Source organism: Pseudomonas sp. GW821-FHT07E12 (genome assembly GCF_058986605.1).
On sequence record NZ_JBYSVX010000033.1, the window covers coordinates 1 to 16298 of the forward strand.

Sequence of the window (16298 nt, forward strand, 5' to 3'; positions counted from 1 at the left end):
CGTCCATGGATCTTCGATCCCCGGCCATCGGGCATAGCCCGATGGCGCTCAGCACCACGCGAGCCAGTGGCTCGCAAACAGTGGCGCTTCACCCCCGCGTTCGCGGGGATGACGGTAGAGAGATGGCGCGGAAGTCACTGGGTCCCCGCCTTCGCGGGGACGACGGTGGATGGATCCCGTGAAAGCAGCGCAGCCCCGAAACGGGATGCAGGTACAAACTCGGCTCCATGCGGCAGTAGCCGGTCAACCTGCCAACAGCTTCTCCCAACCTTCGTGACCCAGCTTTTCCAACGTCTGCAGATTCCGCTCAACAATCACGTCCGGATCAGGAAACGCCGCCACCGCCCGCTCGACACTGTCCTCGCGCAGCAGATGCAAGGTCGGCCACGGCGAACGGTTGGTGTAGTTGCCGATATCGTCCGGCGCAGCGCCGGCGAACTGGTAATCGGGATGGAAGCTGGCCACCTGCAGCACACCATGCAGGTCCAGCGCCTCGACCGCCGCGTCGGCGTTGTCGAGGAAATCGTTGTAGTCGAGGAAATCGCCCAGCACGTCCGGATGCACGATCAGCGTGGTGTCGATCTGCTCGGCCGGAGTGTCGCGCAGCAGCAGCAGTTCCTCGGCCAACTGTTCCAGCAGCGCCTCGGGCGTGCTGGCGTCGCTGAGCACCAGCCGCACCTGTTCCTTGACGTAGACCGCCTTGGCGAACGGGCACAGGTTCAGGCCGATCACGGCGCGCTCGATCCAGCGGCGGGTGTCGCCGAGGTAATCGGGCGTGTCGGCGGGGGCGGGGGTGTCGTGATCCATCGGTTGCATGCGCTGCCTGGGGGTGGGGCACGCGATTGTAGAAGGTGTCGTGTACCGGCAGGTGTGCAGGAACTGGACACCGGCAGAATGCCCTGAGCCGGGCCAGGCAAGGATTTCGCCGATATAGGCCAAGGGTTGATGGCGGCTGGGCATGGGGAGGGATTGAATGGCGCGGTGGGCGGTGGAGCCGTCACGCGCAGGCCGATGGGCGTGCGCATCGGCCCCGCCGTCGGACATTCCGAACCCAGTAGTGAGTGAGGTGGATGATGAGCGACAACGCATTCCTGCAAGGCGATTTCTGGCACGGCGCGCTGTTTACCGGGCGCTGGGAAGCCAGCGCCGACACCGCCGACGTGATCGAACCCGCCACCGCGCAGGTGCTCGGCCGCATCGGCCTGGCCAGCCCCGCGCAGATCGGCAGCGCCGCCGCTGCCGCCGCGCAGGCCCAGCGCGCCTGGGCCGAGGCGCCCTACGAGCAGCGCGCCCAGGTGCTGCGCAAGGCCGCGCAACTGGCCGAGCAGTACAACGACGAGATCAGTGGCTGGATCGTGCGCGAGAGCGGTTCGACCCAGCTCAAGGCCGGCTTCGAGGCGTCAGTGACCATCAAGGCGCTGCACGAGGCCGCCGCGCTGCCTTCGCGCAGCCAGGGCGAGGTGCTGCCGTCCACCCCGGGGCGGTTGAGTCTGGCGCGACGACGCCCGCTCGGCGTGGTCGGGGTGATTTCGCCGTTCAACTTCCCGCTGTATCTGGCGATGCGCGCGGTCGCCCCGGCGTTGGCGCTGGGTAATGCGGTGGTGCTCAAGCCCGATCCGCGCACCGCGGTCTGCGGCGGTTTCGTGATCGCGCGGTTGTTCGAACTGGCCGGGCTGCCGGCCGGCGTGCTGCAGGTGCTGCCGGGCGATGGTGCGGCGGGCGCGGCGCTGACCGCCGATCCGCACATCGCGATGATCCAGTTCACCGGCTCCACCGCCGCCGGGCGCAAGGTCGGCGAGGCCGCAGGCAAATATCTGAAGAAGGTTTCGCTGGAGCTGGGCGGCAAGAATTCGCTGATCGTGCTTGACGATGCCGACCTGGATCTGGCGATCGCCAACACCGCCTGGGGCGTGTACCTGCACCAGGGCCAGATCTGCATGTCCTCCGGCCGCGTGCTGGTGCAGCGGGCGATCCATGACCGTTTCCTGGAGAAGCTCACCGCCAAGGCGCGCAGCCTCAAGGTTGGCGATCCGGCCACGCAGGATGTCGCGATCGGTCCGCTGATCAACACCGCCCAGCGCGACCACGCCGCCAAGGTGGTCGAGCGGGCCGCCGCCGCCGGTGCCAGGGTCGAGACCGGCGGTGGCTACGACGGGTTGTTCTTCCAGCCGACCGTGCTCAGCCAGGTCGGTCCGGACAACCCCGCGTTCAACGAGGAGATCTTCGGGCCAGTCGCAGTGGTGGTGCCGTTCGACAGCGACGAGGACGCGATCCGGCTCGCCAACGACACCGAGTACGGCCTGTCGGCGGCGATCGTCTCCAGCAACGTCGGTCGCGCGCTGCGCCTCGGCGAGCGCCTGCGCACCGGCCTGCTGCACATCAACGACCAGACCGTGAACGACGAGGTGATCAACCCGTTCGGTGGCGTCGGTGCCTCCGGCAACGGCACCAGCATCGGCGGCCCGGCCAACTGGGAGGAGTTCACCCAGTGGCAATGGCTCACCGTCAAGGGCGAAGCGCCCGCTTACCCCATCTGAGGAGGACAACACCATGAATGCAGCGGTCCAACTGCGCGATGTCACCGTGGCGGTGGCGCGCGCGCCGGAACAACCCTTCACCATCGAGCCGGCGCGCATCCGCGGCCCGCAGGGCGACGAAGTGCGGGTGCGCGTGGTCGCCACCGGCCTGTGCCACACCGATCTGATCGTGCGCGACCAGTACTACCCGGTGCCGCTGCCGGCGGTGCTCGGCCACGAGGGTGCGGGCGTGGTCGAGGCGCTCGGCCCCAACGTCAAGGATCTGCAGGTTGGCGACCACGTGGTGCTGACCTACGGCGCCTGCGGTCATTGCAACCCGTGTACCAGTGGCCACGAGGCCTATTGCAAGGATTTCTTCGGCCTGAACTTCGGCGGCGCCGACGCGCACGGCCACACCGCCTTGCAGACCCCGCAGGGCGAACCGCTGCACGATCACTTCTTCGCCCAATCCTCGTTTGCGACCTACGCGATCGCCCGCGAGAACAATGCGATCAAGGTGCCCGCCGATGCTCCGCTGGAACTGCTCGGCCCGCTCGGGTGCGGCATCCAGACGGGCGCCGGTGCGGTGATCAACTCGCTGAAGGTGCGCCCGGGCAGCAGCTTCGCCGCCTACGGCGCGGGCGCGGTGGGATTGAGCGCGGTGATGGCCGCGCGCGTGGCCGGCGCCACCACCATCGTCGCGATCGATGTGGTGCCCTCGCGGCTGGAACTGGCCAGGGAACTGGGCGCCACCCACACCGTCAACAGCCGCGAGGTGGACGTGATCGAGGCGGTGCGCGCGGTCACTGGTGGCGGTGCCGATTTCGCGCTCGAATCGACCGGCCGCCCGGAGGTGCTGGCGGCCGGTATCGAAGCGCTGGGCAGCCTGGGCACGATGGGCGTGGTCGGCGCGCCCAAGCTCGGCACCAAGGCCGAGTTCGACGTCAACAACCTGCTGCTCGGTGGGCGCAGCATCCGTGGCATCGTCGAGGGCGACAGCGTGCCGCAGGTGTTCATCCCGCAGCTGGTGCAGCTCTACCAGCAGGGCCGCTTCCCGTTCGACAGGCTGGTCAAGTTCTACCCGCTGGAGCAGATCAACCAGGCCGCCGAGGACAGCATCAAGGGCATCACCCTGAAGCCGATCCTCAGGATCGCCGGCTGAAACGCGGCGTCGCGGCGTTTAACTGCCACCACGCGGGCGAAGGTGTAGCCTCTGCGGGCCGTCGGGAACCTCGCGTTCCCGGCGGCCTTCACGTATCTGGCGGAGGGGCTTGTGCGGATGGCGACATCGTTCCTGCAACATGAACAACTCGACCGCGCCCGCGCGCGCTTTGCCGAAGGCGATGCGTTGCCCGAGCACCTGTTGCCGCAGCCGCTGGCGCGCTCGTGGATGCGCTCGCGCGAGGCCGGGCTGATGCCCTGGTCCACGCCCAACTACGACGCCCTGCAGCCGCGTGGCAATCCGCGCGAGGATCCGCGCGACCGTCGCCTGGCGCGTTGCGTGCAGGCCGAGGTCGATGCGCTGTGGTCGGCGTTCGGCGGCCGCGACTGGACCGTGTTCTGCGTCAATCCGCAGGGCATGATCGTGCACCAATGCCAGCATCGCGACGCCGACCCGCGCCTGCTGCGGCCGATCCAGGTCGGCCGGCGCATCCAGGAGGTCGACATCGGCACCACCGCGCCGGGCTGTGTACTGGCCGAGGATCAGGCCGCGCTGGTATGCGGCAACCAGCATTACCTGAGTGAATTCGAATCGATCTTCTGCCTGTCGGTGCCGTTGCACGGGCTGGAAGGCGAACTGATCGGCGCGCTCGACATCACCGGCATCGGCGAGCGCGAGCCGGAGCTGCTGCTGGCACACTTCCGACAGGCCGCGCTGGCCGCGGAGAACCGCCTGATCGCCGAACTGCGCGATTGCCACCTGTTGCGCTTGCGCTACGACCCGCGCTGGAGCGACTCGCCGATCCAGGGGCTGCTGGCGATCGGGTCGGAGGGTGAGCTGCGTGCCGCCAACCGCGTCGCCCGCCGCCTGCTGGGTCTTCCGCCACGCGGCGTGCCGGAACAACGGGGAATGGACGCCTTGTTCGCAGCAGCGACCCCGGCCCAGCGCCGCCGTCTGTTGCAGCCCGGCCCGCCACGGCGCCTGCCGCTGTCGGACGGCACCTGGGGATACGTCGATCTGCTGCGTCCGGCGCGCGGCGTGGTACCCCGTTGTCCGTCCGCCCCGGTGACGGCGCTGCGCGAGCAGGCACGACGGTCGATCGAACAAGCCCTGCGCGACAACGCCGGCAACATCGCCGCCACCGCCCGCCAGTTGGGTATCTCGCGCACCACGTTGTACAAGCAGCTGCGCGGATAGGGCATAGCTGCCGTTGTGGAGACTCTACAGATCGGTCGCTAAAGCCAAATTAGCGTCGAATAACGGCTAACTTTCCGATCGTCGTCCCCGCGCAGGCGGGGACCCAGTGCCTTGCCTCAGCACGACTCAAGTCGCTGGATCCCCGCCTACGCGGGGACGACGGCAGGTTTTTACGCAGCGTCTGACAGTTGGTGTTGATCAGGCACCGATAAGGCTTGATCGCAACTGATGGCCCTGGGCCACGTGGATTGATCTCTGTACAAAAGGGTCGCGCGCGACAGCCGACAGCTCAGTCGCGGAAATTATCGAACTGCAGCGGCACCTCGAACTCGCTCTTGCGCAGCAGCGCGATCGCATCCTGCAGGTCGTCGCGCTTCTTGCCGTTCACGCGCAGCTTGTCGCCGTTGATCTGGCTGTCGACCTTGAGCTTGGCTTCCTTGAGCTTGGCCGCGATCTGCTTGGCGACCTTCTGCTCGATGCCCTGCTTGACCGTGACCTTCTGGCGCGCACCGGCCAGGTTGGTCTCCACGTCGCCGAACTCCAGGCAGCGGAAATCGATGCTGCGTGCGCTCAGGCGCTGACGCAGGATGTCGGTCATCTGCTTGAGCTGGAAATCGCTCGGTGCGGACTGGGTGATCAGCTTTTCGTCCTCGAGCACGAACTTGGCGTCCACACCCTTGAAGTCGAAGCGCGTGGACAGCTCGCGGTTGGCCTGGTCCACGGCATTGATCAGTTCGTGCTTGTCGACTTCGGACACCACGTCGAAGGAAGGCATGGCGTTGCTCCTGGCTAAAGAAAACGGCGCCCATTCTAGGCCAGCCCACGCAGTGCGATGCTGACCGTCACGGCAACGCAGGCGATAATGGCGCCATGTCCGATTCCCGTTCCCCCCTGGCCGCCGTCGGCTGGATGCTGGCCGCCGTGGCCAGTTTTTCGCTGATGGATGCGGCGATGAAGCTGCTGTCCGCTCACTACCCGCCGTTGCAGGTGACGATGCTGCGCGGTGCGGCCTCGTTGCCGTTCGTGCTCGGCTGGGTGCTGGCGACCGCCGGCGCGCGCTCGATCGTGCCGGTGCGCTGGGGTCTGCACCTGCTGCGCGGCGTGCTCGGCATGGTGATGATCGGCTGCTTCGTGTACGGGCTGAAACGCATGCCGTTGTCGACCGCCTACACGATCTACTTCGTCTCGCCGCTGCTGGTGGCGGCGCTGTCGGTGCCCTTGCTGGGCGAGCGGGTCGGGCCACGGCGCTGGACCGCGATTGCGATCGGCCTGGTCGGGGTGATCGTGGTGCTGCGCCCGGGCGTGGACGGGATCATCTCGCTGCCGGGGCTGATGGTGCTGCTGGCGGCGGTGGCGTATGCGATCGCCTCGGTCACGGTCAGCCTGCTGACCCGTACCGACACCTCGCAGTCGATGGTGGTGTGGTTCCTGCTGATCATGGCGCTGGGCGCGGCGGTGCTGGCGATCCCGGACTGGGTGCCATTGCAGCTGGCCCACGCCGGGCTGATCGCCGGCATGGGCCTGGCCGGCGCGCTCGGGCAGATCGCGCTGACCCGGGCGTTCCAGCGCGGCGAGGCCTCGATGGTCGCGCCGCTGGAATACAGCGGGCTGGTCTGGGTGATCGGCTGGGACTGGCTGCTGTGGCGTGTGCTGCCGGACCAGGTGACCTGGATCGGCGCGGCGATCATCGTCGCCAGCGGCCTGTACCTGCTGCGACGCGAGCGCGTCCGCAAGGTGTCCTCGGCGGCGCCGCAGGATCCGCCATAAACCGGCTGTTGTAGGAGCGGCGTCAGCCGCGATGGGGCTTCCCCATATGAACCCCAGTACATGGATACGCGGCCTTTTGCAGAGGGATCTGCATGAAAGCCCCATCGCGGCTGACGCCGCTCCTACAGGAATCAGACGGTCTTTAGAATCAGATGGAATAACGCCCGTCATCCCCGGCTGGTAGGCTTCACGCCCCTCCATTCCCCGATCCGGTCTCACGCGCGGTGATCCAGTTTCAGCGCCTGCACAAGTCCTATTCCGTCGCCGGCCGCGAGGTCGCCGCGCTGCATCCGCTCGACCTGGAGATCCAGGCCGGCGAGGTGTTCGGCATCATCGGCCACTCCGGCGCCGGCAAATCCACGCTGATCCGGCTGATCAACCGGCTTGAGGAACCCAGTGGCGGACGGCTGCTGATCGACGGCCAGGACGCGACCGCGCTGGATCGTGACGATCTGCGCGTGCTGCGTCGGCGGATCGGCATGATCTTCCAGCACTTCAACCTGCTGTCCTCGCGCACCGTCGCCGGCAACGTCGCTTTCCCGCTGGAACTGGCCGGCACGCCGCGCGCCGAGATCGACGCACGCGTGGCCGAGCTGCTGGAGACCGTCGGCCTGGAGATCCATGCTGACAAGTACCCGGCGCAGCTGTCGGGTGGGCAGAAGCAGCGCGTCGGCATCGCCCGCGCGCTGGCCACGCGCCCGCAGATCCTGCTGTGCGACGAGGCCACCAGCGCGCTCGATCCGCAGACCACGGCGGCGGTGTTGTCACTGCTGGCCAAGATCAACCGCGAGCTGGGCCTGACCATCGTGCTGATCACCCACGAGATGGACGTGATCCGCCGCGTCTGCGATCGCGTCGCGGTGCTCGACGCCGGCCATCTGGTCGAGAGCGGGCCGGTGACGCAGGTGTTCCTGCATCCGCAGCACCCGACCACGCGCCGCTTCGTTTCCGAGGCCGAGCATGTGGACGAGCGCGAACTGCACCGGGATTTCAACGCGGTGGGCGGGCGCATCGTGCGCCTGACCTTCCTCGGCGGCGATACCTACCAGCCGCTGCTGGGCCGCATCGCCCGCGAAACCGGCGTGGACTACAACATCCTGTCCGGCCGCATCGACCGCATCAAGGACACCCCCTACGGCCAGCTGACCATCGCGCTGGTCGGTGGCGACATCGCGGCCGCGCAGGCCGGTTTCGTCGCGGCGGGTGTGCACGTGGAGGAACTGCGTCCATGAACACTTTCCCGATCGTTGCCGTCGCCGACGGCTTCTTCCGCAATCTCGATGCCAGCAAGTGGGGCGAAATCGGCCAGGCCACGCTCGATACGCTGGCGATGCTGGCCGGTTCGCTGCCGTTGACGCTGTTGATCGGCATGCCGCTGGGCGTGCTGCTGTTCCTCAGCAGCTCGCCGCAGCTGCGCCGGCGGCCGTTGCTGCATGGCGTGCTGGCGCTGGTGGTCAACCTGCTGCGCTCGGTGCCGTTCATCATCCTGATGATCGCGATGATCCCGCTGACGCTGCTGGTGATGGGCACCTCACTCGGCGTGCGCGGCGCGATCCTGTCGCTGGTGGTCGGCGCCGCGCCGTTCTACGCGCGGCTGGTCGAGACCGCGCTGCGCGAGGTCGATCGCGGCGTGGTCGAGGCCAGTCAGGCGATGGGCGCGACCACGTCGCAACTGGTGTTCAAGGTGCTGCTGCCGGAAGCGCTGCCGGGCCTGATCGCCGGCGCCACCGTGACCACCATCGCGCTGATCGGCTTCACCGCGATGGGCGGTGCGATCGGCTCGGGCGGCTTGGGCGATGTCGCCTATCGCGAGGGCTACCTGCGCTCGCACTCGGACGTCGCGCTGGTCACGGTCGTGCTGCTGCTGGTGCTGGTGCAAGTACTGCAAATGCTCGGCGATCGGCTGGTCACGCATTACAGCCGGCGCTGAGCTCACCGCGTTCCTGCAGGAGCGGCTGGAGCCGCTCCTGCAAAATCAAGCTCGTCTGCTACGTTTCCATCCACACGCGGTCTTGCCGCTCCTGTCCTGGATCCCCCATGAAGAAACTCCTGTTCCGCTCGCTCTTGGCCACCTCCGCGTTGGCGCTCGCCGCCTGCGGTGGCAAGTCGTCCTCGAACAGCGACACGCTCAGCGTCGCCGCCACCGCGGTGCCGCACGCCGAGATCCTGGCGGTGGTCAAGCCGATCCTGGAGAAGGAAGGCGTCAAGCTCGACGTGCGTGTGTTCAACGACTACGTGCAGCCCAACGACCAGGTCGCGCAGAAGCAGATCGACGTCAATTACTTCCAGACCGAGCCGTACCTGAATGCCTATAACAAGGATCGCGGCAGCCATCTGGTCACCGTGATCGGCGTGCACATCGAACCGTTCGGCGCCTATTCGCATCGCTACAAGTCGTTGGCCGAGCTGCCGCAGGGCGCCGACGTGGTGATCCCGAACGATCCGAGCAACAACAGCCGCGCGCTGATCCTGCTCGACAAGTCCGGCCTGATCAAACTGAAGGATGCGACCAACGCGCTGTCCACCCAGCGCGACATCATCGAGAACCCCAAGGGCCTGAAGTTCCGCGAGCTGGATTCGGCGATGCTGCCGCGCGTGCTCAACCAGGTCGATCTGGCGCTGATCAACACCAACTACGCGCTCGACGCCGGTCTCAATCCGACCCAGGACGCGCTGGCGATCGAGAGCAAGGATTCGCCGTACGTGAACTACCTGGTCGCGCGTCCCGACAACAAGGACGACCCGCGCGTACAGAAGCTCGCCAAGGCACTGACCAGCCCGGAAGTGAAGGCCTTCATCGAGCAGAAGTACAAGGGCGCGGTGCTGCCGGCGTTCTGATCGCCATCGTCTGATCGCCATCGTAGGAGTGGCGTCAGCCGCGATGGAGCTTTCTGCAGATCTCTTTGCAAAAGTCCACAGCTCCATGTGCGGGATTCAAATGGAAAGCTCCATCGCGGCTGACGCCGCTCCTACGAAACAGAAAAGAACGGGCCGCGAGGCCCGTTCTTTCGTTTCCAAGTTTCCAGCGATCAGAACCGCGCACCAATACCGAAGCCCACGGTCCACGGATCCAGCTTCAGATCCTCGCCGGTGTCCTGGCTGGCCACGGTCAGTTCCGGACGTGCACGCATGTAGCGCGCATCCGCACGTGCGAACCAGGTCGAATTGATGTTCATGTCGACACCGACCGTGCCGATCGCGCCCTTGGCCTTGTCCAGGCCGACGTGATCACCGCTGTCCGACAGCGCATCAACCCGCTCGTTGCTGAAGTTCGACTCGTAGTAGCCCACGCCGAGGAACGGGCGGAAGGTGTTGTCGGCCTGGCCGAAGTGGTACTGCGCGCTCAGCGCGACCGGTTGCTGGTCGACCGTGCCGATCTTGCCGGTGTCACTCTTGACACTGTGATTGAACTTGTCAGCCGCACCCCACAACTCGACCGCCCAGTTGTCGTTGAAGAAGTAACTGGCGCTGATCGTCGGGGCGACATCGCCATCGACCTTCTTGACGCCGGTGAGGGCGTTGTCCTTGGGCTGCAGTATCGTGGCGCTGCCGACGATCGCCCAATGCTTGCCTGAAGCGGTTTCGTTGCTGACCGGATGGCCGTAGATGTCTTGCTGTGCCGGCGCGTCCTGCGCGAAGGCGGCGGGAGCGAAGGCAAGTGCGGAAAGAGTGGCCAGACCCAGGATGGAAATCGAACGCATGAGGTTTTCTCCTCGTTGTTTTTCGTAAGCCCGTGGAGGTGGGCGGGGCCAAACCTAGTCCTATCGATATGAATCGATCCCGACCCCCATCAACATGCGATTGCTGTTGTTCAGCCAATCTTGTGCGATTCCCTTTTCGTGCCTGGTTCGCGATTATTTCGATGTTCATCCAGGTACAGCCGATGTGATGGAAGCCACTCTTCTGCAAGGTCTGCCCGCACAGTTCGACACGCGTTGTCGGGTGCTCGTGCTCGGTTCGATGCCGGGTGCGCAATCACTCGCGCAGGCGCGCTACTACGCACATCCGCGCAACCGGTTCTGGCCGTTGATGGCGTCGCTGCTCGGATTCGATCCAGCCGTGGAGTACACCGCGCGACTGGCGGCCTTGAAGCAGGGCGGTGTCGGGGTATGGGACGTGATCGGCCAATGCGCCCGCACCGGCAGCCTGGATGCGGCGATCGATCGCGCCAGCATCGTGCCCAACCCGTTGCCGGAACTGCTGGCAGAACTGCCGCAGCTTTCGGCGGTCGCCTGCAACGGCGCGGCGGCAGCGCAAGCATGGCAACGGCACATCGCGCCGCGATTGGATACCACGACCCATGCGCTGCCGGTGCTGTCGCTGCCCTCGACCAGCCCGGCGAACGCGGCATTCCCGCTGGCGCGGCTGGAGCAGGCCTGGAGCGTGCTGCTGCCGCACCTGCGCGGCGATTGAAGCTCCGATCGGCCGGAAGTCATGCCCGCCTTCGGCACAGGTAGCGCAGGCGTCGTCGCGGCAGCATCCTTGCCACGCCCACCCTTGGAAGCATGGCCATGTTGCGTCCCCTGATTGCGTCCACCCTGCTGCTCGCTGCGACGGGACTTCATGCCGAAGCACGCATCGGCAACGTCCGCTGCGAAGTCCACAGCGACTACGACCTCACCCTCAACGAACGCAGCCTGATCCTGATCAAGCAGAGCGGCGAGCCGCGCCGCATCGTGATGCGCCAGGGCCGGATGTTCGTCGATGACGCCTGGGTGACGCTGTCCAGGCAGGACAGCGAGCGCGTGGCCGAGTTCGAGCGCGAGACGCGGCAGAGCGTGCCGTTGGCGCAGGATGTCGGCCGTCAGGCCGCTGACGTCGCGCTGACCGCGCTTGGCGAGGTCGCGGCCAGCTTCAGTCGCGATCCGGCGCAGACCCGTCGTCAGCTCGATCAAGCACGCGGCAAGATCGATGTGCGCCTGAGCCAGAGCTTCAGCGGCGGCAAGTTCGCCGAGATCGATATCGACGACGAGATCAGTTCGGTGGTGAAGGAAATGCTGCCGCAATTGATCGGCGATGCGGTTTCCGGCGCGGTGCAGGCGGCATTGACCGGCAACGAGGCGCAGCTGCGCTCGCTCGACGGCCTGGATGAACGTGTCGAGAAGATCGTGGAGCCGCAGGCGCGCCGGCTCGAGCCGCTGGCGCTGAAGCTGTGCCAGAACATGCAGGCGCTGGATACGCTCGACAATGCGCTGGCGTATCGTCTTCCCTCGGGGGTGGCACTGGATTTGTTGCAGGTTGAACTGAAGTCGCGGGATGCCAAATCGGAATGATGGCTATGCCATTCCCGCGCTTTTTTCAGCAATGGTTGGCGCTGCGCTCGCGGCCGGCCACAATAGGGGATTCCCATCAGTTGCCGGAGTCCCGTAATGGCCGAAATCCAGGAAGCACTTGTCCCCGACATCGGTGACTACAGCGGTATTCCGGTGATCGAAGTGCTGGTGTCGGTCGGCGACACGGTCAAGAAGGATCAGGGCCTGGTCACGCTGGAGTCCGACAAGGCCACGATGGAAGTGCCCTCGTCGGTGTCCGGCGTGGTCAAGGAGATCAAGGTCAAGGTCGGTGATGCGCTGTCGCAGGGCAACGTCGTGGCGCTGATCGAAGTCGCCGCCGAAGGCGCTGCCCCCGCCGCCAAGGCCGCCGCACCGGCGCCTGCCGCGAAGTCCGAGCCGGCTCCCGCCGCCGCGCCGAAGGCCGAGCCCGCCAAGGCTGCCGCCAGCGCCGGCGGTGTGGTCGAAGCCCGCGTGCCGGACATCGGCAACTACACCGACGTGCCGGTGATCGAAGTGCTGGTGTCGGTGGGCGATACGGTCAAGAAGGACCAGAGCCTGGTCACGCTGGAATCGGACAAGGCGACGATGGAAGTGCCCTCGTCGGTGTCCGGCGTGGTCAAGGAAATCAAGGTCAAGGTCGGCGATGCGCTCTCGCAGGGCGTTGTCGTGGCATTGATCGAAGCCGAAGGCGCCGCCGCGCCGGTGCGCGAAGTGGCCGCCGCCGAAACCGGCGCACAGGTCCAGCCGGTGGCCGTCGCGGCGCAGCCGGATCGCCTTGCCGCGCGCGACATCCAGCTCGAGCAGGCCGCGCCGGTCGCCGGCACCCCGAGCACCCCGCCGGTCACGTTCGACGCCGACAGCGTGCTGCCGTCGAAGGTCGCCTACGCCAGCCCGGCGGTGCGCGTGTTCGCACGCGAGCTGGGCGTGGACCTGAACCAGATCAAGGGCACCGAGAAGCACGGCCGCATCACCCGCGAGGACGTGCAGAAGTTCGTCAAGGCCGCACTGAGTGGCGGCGTGCCGGCCGCCGCGGGCGGCGCTGCGGTCGCAGCCGGCGGTGGCCTCAACCTGCTGCCGTGGCCGAAGGTGGACTTCAGCAAGTTCGGCGAGGTCGAGACCCAGCCGCTGTCGCGCATCAAGAAGATTTCCGGCGCCAACCTCGCCCGCAACTGGGCGATGATCCCGCACGTCACCCAGTTCGAGCAGGCCGACATCACCGAGCTGGAAGCACTGCGCGTGCAGCTCAACAAGGAAAACGAAAAGGCCGGCATCAAGCTGACCATGCTCGCGTTCCTGGTCAAGGCCAGCGCCGCGGCGCTGAAGAAGTTCCCCGAGTTCAACGCCTCGCTCGATGCGGCCGGCGAGAACCTCACGCTCAAGAAGTACTTCAACATCGGCTTCGCCGCCGACACCCCGAACGGCCTGGTCGTGCCGGTGATCCGCGACGTCGACAAGAAGGGCGTGGTGCAGATCGCGCAGGAAAGCGGCGAGCTGGCCAAGAAGGCGCGTGACGGCAAGCTCGGCCCGGCCGACATGAGCGGTGGCTGTTTCTCGATCAGCTCGCTGGGCGGCATCGGCGGCACCGCGTTCACGCCGATCGTCAATGCACCGGAAGTGGCGATCCTGGGCGTGTCCAAGTCCTCGATCCAGCCGGTCTGGGACGGCAAGCAGTTCGCGCCCAAGCTGCTGCTGCCGCTGTCGCTGAGCTACGACCACCGCGTCATCGACGGCGCGCTGGCCGCACGTTTCACCACCTACCTGAGCCAGGTGCTCGCCGACATGCGGCGCGTGCTGCTGTGAGGTTGGCTCTGCTCGGCGGCGCCCTGATGGCGCTGCTGCCGCTCTCGGCGTCGGCGCGCGAATGCGTGGCCGAGCTGGGGCGCGGCTGGCCGCCGGCCGTGGGCAACTACGGTGGCGCGGTCGAGCAGTTGTTCGGCCAGGGCGCGGCACCGACGCTGTCGCTGGTGACGCTGCCGGTGCGGGGTGTGGAGACCGGTGTGTCGCTGCTGTCGGCGGCGCAGGGCGACTGGACCTTGCGGGTCAGCCGCGCTTCCGAGCGGGTCTACAGCTGGGTCGACGAAGCCAACGGCGGCGGCGTGCGCCTGCGCACCGAGCGCGCGCCGGAGACCTACGAGATCCCGATCCCCGCCGCGCTCGCCCATCGCCTGGTCACTGAATGGAACAGCGCACTCGGCCGGATGGCGCCGCAGGATCGCACCGCGCCGGTCCTCGATGGCGAAGTGCTGTCGTTCGTCGTCGACGGTGTGCGCTACAGCGGCAAGCGGCCTTCGTGTGGTGCCGGCGAGCTGCTGATGCAGCAGGCGGCGCTGTTGATCGAGGCCGGCGAAGGCAAGGAAAAGAAGCGCGAGAAGCGCTGGAACCAGATCGAATCGTCGCTGGACGAACTCCAGCAGACGCTCACCGGCACGGCTGGCTGAGCCAGAGGAGAAGCAAATGGCGGTCATTGAAATCAAGGTCCCCGACATCGGCGACTACAGCGGCGTCCCGGTAATTGAAGTGCTGGTCGCGGTCGGCGACAGCGTCGCCAAGGACCAGGGCCTGGTGACGCTGGAATCGGACAAGGCCACGCTGGAAGTGCCGTCCTCGGCCGCGGGTGTGGTCAAGGAAGTGAAGGTCAAGCTCGGCGACACGCTCTCGCAGGGCGACGTCGTGGTGCTGCTGGACGCCGCCGGCGCAGCGGCCGCGCCGGCCAGGCCCGAAGCGGCCAAGGTCGAGGTGCCGGCCAGCAAGCCGCCGGTCACCCCGTCGCACCGCGCGCCGGATCCGGTCGTGGTCGCGCAGGCGCTGGCGTCCAGCGGGCGCAAGGCCGACATCGAATGCCGCGTGGTCGTGCTCGGCGCCGGTCCCGGCGGCTACACCGCTGCGTTCCGTTCTGCCGATCTGGGCGTGGACACCGTGCTGGTCGAGCGCTACGCCTCGCTCGGCGGCGTCTGCCTCAACGTCGGTTGCATCCCGTCCAAGGCGCTATTGCACGCCGCCGCGGTGATCGATGAAGTCGCGCATGCCGGTGATTTCGGCGTCGAGTTCGGCAAGCCCACGATCACCCTCGACAAGCTGCGCGGCTACAAGGAAAAAGTGGTCGGTACGCTGACCAAGGGCCTGGCCGGCATGGCCAAGCAGCGCAAGGTGCGCACCGTGCAAGGCCTGGCCAAGTTCGTCTCGGCCAACGAGTTGGAGATCGTCGGCGACGACGGCAAGACCCAACTGCTGCGCTTCGAGCAATGCATCATCGCCGCCGGCTCGCAGGCGGTGAAGCTGCCGAACTTCCCGTGGGGCGACCCGCGCGTGATGGATTCCACCGACGCGCTGGAACTGGCCGAAGTGCCGAAGAAGCTTCTGGTCGTCGGCGGTGGCATCATCGGCCTGGAAATGGCCACCGTGTACGCCGCGCTGGGCAGCCAGGTCACCGTGGTCGAGTTCATGGACCAGCTGATGCCGGGCGCCGACAAGGACCTGGTCAAGCCGCTGGCCGATCGCCTGAAGAAGCAGGGCATCGAGGTCTACCTGAAGACCAAGGCGACCGACGTCAAGGCCGACAAGAAGGGCATCACGGTGTCGTTCGAGGCCGCCGTCGAAGGCGAGAAGCCGTCGCTGGAACCGTCCACGTATGACCGTGTGCTGGTCGCCGTCGGCCGCTCGCCGAACGGCAAGAAGATCGATGCGGAGAAGGCCGGCGTGCAGGTCACCGAGCGTGGCTTCATCCCGGTCGATCGGCAGATGCGCACCAATGTCCCGCACATCTTCGCGATCGGCGACATCGTCGGTAACCCGATGCTGGCGCACAAGGCCACGCACGAGGGCAAGCTTGCCGCGGAAGTGGCGTTCGGCGAGAAGAAGGAATGGGTCGCGCGGGTGATCCCGTCGGTGGCCTACACCAACCCGGAGATCGCCTGGGTCGGCGTCACCGAGACCGAAGCCAAGGCCAAGGGCCTGAAGGTCGGCGTCGCCAAGTTCCCATGGGCCGCCAGCGGCCGTGCGATCGGCATCGGTCGCACCGAAGGCTTCACCAAGCTGATCTTCGACGAAGAGACGCACCGCGTGATCGGCGGCGCGATCGTCGGCGTCCACGCCGGCGACCTGCTCGCCGAGATCGGCCTGGCAATCGAGATGGGTGCCGAAGCCGAGGACATCGGCCACACCATCCACGCCCACCCGACCCTGAGCGAATCGGTCGGCATGAGCGCCGAGGTCTACGACGGCACCATCACCGATCTGTACATTCCGAAGAAGAAGTAAGCCGCTCGCGACCACGCTTCGAGATACGAACGCCCCGCTTGCCGGGGCGTTCGCTTTTCATGGGGGGGCGACTCAAGTGGTGTTTGTGGAGTCGAGCTTGCCCGATAGGGCCTTCCCGCCGAAGCT

General features: G+C 66.8%; 15 protein-coding genes. 12 read left to right on the plus strand and 3 right to left on the minus strand.

Annotation, left to right across the window (positions count from 1 at the left end; translation table 11 throughout):
* Window positions 1-243: 243 nt before the first annotated feature.
* Window positions 244-807 carry a DUF1415 domain-containing protein gene (locus tag AC3WJE_RS16205; RefSeq protein WP_493731849.1) on the minus strand — a complete coding sequence of 188 codons (564 nt, stop codon included), beginning with the start codon at window positions 805-807 and terminating at the stop codon, window positions 244-246.
* 263 nt (window positions 808-1070) lie between these two features.
* Here AC3WJE_RS16205 and AC3WJE_RS16210 point away from each other — a divergent pair, with 263 nt between their 5' ends.
* The 3 genes from AC3WJE_RS16210 to AC3WJE_RS16220 all read left to right on the plus strand — a co-directional run bounded on the left by AC3WJE_RS16210 (window position 1071) and on the right by AC3WJE_RS16220 (window position 4875).
* Entirely contained in the window at window positions 1071-2537 is a 1467-nt protein-coding gene (locus AC3WJE_RS16210) for a benzaldehyde dehydrogenase (RefSeq protein WP_493731903.1), read from the plus strand.
* A gap of 13 nt (window positions 2538-2550) precedes the next feature.
* Window positions 2551-3678, plus strand: coding sequence for an NAD(P)-dependent alcohol dehydrogenase (locus AC3WJE_RS16215; RefSeq protein ID WP_493731850.1), 1128 nt, complete (start codon window positions 2551-2553; stop codon window positions 3676-3678).
* 117 nt (window positions 3679-3795) lie between these two features.
* Window positions 3796-4875, plus strand: coding sequence for a helix-turn-helix domain-containing protein (locus tag AC3WJE_RS16220; RefSeq protein ID WP_493731851.1), 1080 nt, complete (start codon window positions 3796-3798; stop codon window positions 4873-4875).
* 289 nt (window positions 4876-5164) lie between these two features.
* On the opposite strand, the gene AC3WJE_RS16225 is transcribed toward AC3WJE_RS16220, so the two are convergent.
* On the minus strand, window positions 5165-5650 hold the full coding sequence (locus AC3WJE_RS16225; protein WP_493731852.1) for a YajQ family cyclic di-GMP-binding protein: 486 nt from the start codon (window positions 5648-5650) through the stop codon (window positions 5165-5167).
* Window positions 5651-5745: 95 nt separating this feature from the next.
* On the opposite strand from AC3WJE_RS16225, the gene AC3WJE_RS16230 reads away from it, so the two are divergent.
* From AC3WJE_RS16230 to AC3WJE_RS16245, 4 genes are all read left to right on the plus strand, one after another.
* Entirely contained in the window at window positions 5746-6642 is an 897-nt protein-coding gene (locus tag AC3WJE_RS16230; protein ID WP_493731853.1) for a DMT family transporter, read from the plus strand.
* Window positions 6643-6866: 224 nt separating this feature from the next.
* On the plus strand, window positions 6867-7874 hold the full coding sequence (locus AC3WJE_RS16235) for a methionine ABC transporter ATP-binding protein (RefSeq protein ID WP_493731854.1): 1008 nt from the start codon (window positions 6867-6869) through the stop codon (window positions 7872-7874).
* Window positions 7871-8572, plus strand: a complete 702-nt coding sequence (locus AC3WJE_RS16240; protein WP_493731855.1) for a methionine ABC transporter permease — start codon at window positions 7871-7873, stop codon at window positions 8570-8572. The genes AC3WJE_RS16235 and AC3WJE_RS16240 overlap by 4 nt, the downstream gene beginning before the upstream one ends.
* A gap of 107 nt (window positions 8573-8679) precedes the next feature.
* Entirely contained in the window at window positions 8680-9480 is an 801-nt protein-coding gene (locus AC3WJE_RS16245; RefSeq protein WP_493731856.1) for a MetQ/NlpA family ABC transporter substrate-binding protein, read from the plus strand.
* 191 nt (window positions 9481-9671) lie between these two features.
* Here the strand turns inward: AC3WJE_RS16245 and AC3WJE_RS16250 are convergent, their stop codons facing one another.
* The gene (locus tag AC3WJE_RS16250; protein WP_493731857.1) at window positions 9672-10343 is read right to left on the minus strand and encodes an OmpW/AlkL family protein; all 672 of its coding nucleotides are present in this window, start codon (window positions 10341-10343) and stop codon (window positions 9672-9674) included.
* Window positions 10344-10530: 187 nt separating this feature from the next.
* Here AC3WJE_RS16250 and AC3WJE_RS16255 point away from each other — a divergent pair, with 187 nt between their 5' ends.
* From AC3WJE_RS16255 to lpdA, 5 genes are all read left to right on the plus strand, one after another.
* Window positions 10531-11055: a DNA-deoxyinosine glycosylase gene (locus AC3WJE_RS16255; protein ID WP_493731858.1), complete on the plus strand. Its 525-nt coding sequence runs from the start codon at window positions 10531-10533 to the stop codon at window positions 11053-11055.
* A gap of 98 nt (window positions 11056-11153) precedes the next feature.
* Window positions 11154-11915, plus strand: a complete 762-nt coding sequence (locus AC3WJE_RS16260; protein ID WP_493731859.1) for a DUF2884 family protein — start codon at window positions 11154-11156, stop codon at window positions 11913-11915.
* A gap of 96 nt (window positions 11916-12011) precedes the next feature.
* Window positions 12012-13715, plus strand: a complete 1704-nt coding sequence (gene aceF, locus AC3WJE_RS16265; protein ID WP_493731860.1) for a dihydrolipoyllysine-residue acetyltransferase — start codon at window positions 12012-12014, stop codon at window positions 13713-13715.
* Entirely contained in the window at window positions 13712-14353 is a 642-nt protein-coding gene (locus AC3WJE_RS16270; RefSeq protein ID WP_493731861.1) for a hypothetical protein, read from the plus strand. The genes aceF and AC3WJE_RS16270 overlap by 4 nt, the downstream gene beginning before the upstream one ends.
* A 16-nt stretch (window positions 14354-14369) precedes the next feature.
* Complete coding sequence (lpdA, locus tag AC3WJE_RS16275) at window positions 14370-16172, plus strand: dihydrolipoyl dehydrogenase (RefSeq protein WP_493731862.1); 1803 nt, start codon at window positions 14370-14372, stop codon at window positions 16170-16172.
* Window positions 16173-16298 lie beyond the last annotated feature (126 nt).

What these genes read in the sequence shown, in the direction of transcription:
- AC3WJE_RS16250 (WP_493731857.1), bottom strand. Translation starts at nt 10,343, where the DNA reads ATGCGTTCGATTTCCATCCTGGGTCTGGCCACTCTTTCCGCACTTGCC.
- lpdA (WP_493731862.1), top strand. Translation starts at nt 14,370, where the DNA reads ATGGCGGTCATTGAAATCAAGGTCCCCGACATCGGCGACTACAGCGGC.
- aceF (WP_493731860.1), top strand. Translation starts at nt 12,012, where the DNA reads ATGGCCGAAATCCAGGAAGCACTTGTCCCCGACATCGGTGACTACAGC.
- AC3WJE_RS16225 (WP_493731852.1), bottom strand. Translation starts at nt 5,650, where the DNA reads ATGCCTTCCTTCGACGTGGTGTCCGAAGTCGACAAGCACGAACTGATC.
- AC3WJE_RS16210 (WP_493731903.1), top strand. Translation starts at nt 1,071, where the DNA reads ATGATGAGCGACAACGCATTCCTGCAAGGCGATTTCTGGCACGGCGCG.
- AC3WJE_RS16245 (WP_493731856.1), top strand. Translation starts at nt 8,680, where the DNA reads ATGAAGAAACTCCTGTTCCGCTCGCTCTTGGCCACCTCCGCGTTGGCG.
- AC3WJE_RS16215 (WP_493731850.1), top strand. Translation starts at nt 2,551, where the DNA reads ATGAATGCAGCGGTCCAACTGCGCGATGTCACCGTGGCGGTGGCGCGC.
- AC3WJE_RS16260 (WP_493731859.1), top strand. Translation starts at nt 11,154, where the DNA reads ATGTTGCGTCCCCTGATTGCGTCCACCCTGCTGCTCGCTGCGACGGGA.
- AC3WJE_RS16230 (WP_493731853.1), top strand. Translation starts at nt 5,746, where the DNA reads ATGTCCGATTCCCGTTCCCCCCTGGCCGCCGTCGGCTGGATGCTGGCC.
- AC3WJE_RS16220 (WP_493731851.1), top strand. Translation starts at nt 3,796, where the DNA reads ATGGCGACATCGTTCCTGCAACATGAACAACTCGACCGCGCCCGCGCG.
- AC3WJE_RS16255 (WP_493731858.1), top strand. Translation starts at nt 10,531, where the DNA reads ATGGAAGCCACTCTTCTGCAAGGTCTGCCCGCACAGTTCGACACGCGT.
- AC3WJE_RS16205 (WP_493731849.1), bottom strand. Translation starts at nt 807, where the DNA reads ATGGATCACGACACCCCCGCCCCCGCCGACACGCCCGATTACCTCGGC.
- AC3WJE_RS16240 (WP_493731855.1), top strand. Translation starts at nt 7,871, where the DNA reads ATGAACACTTTCCCGATCGTTGCCGTCGCCGACGGCTTCTTCCGCAAT.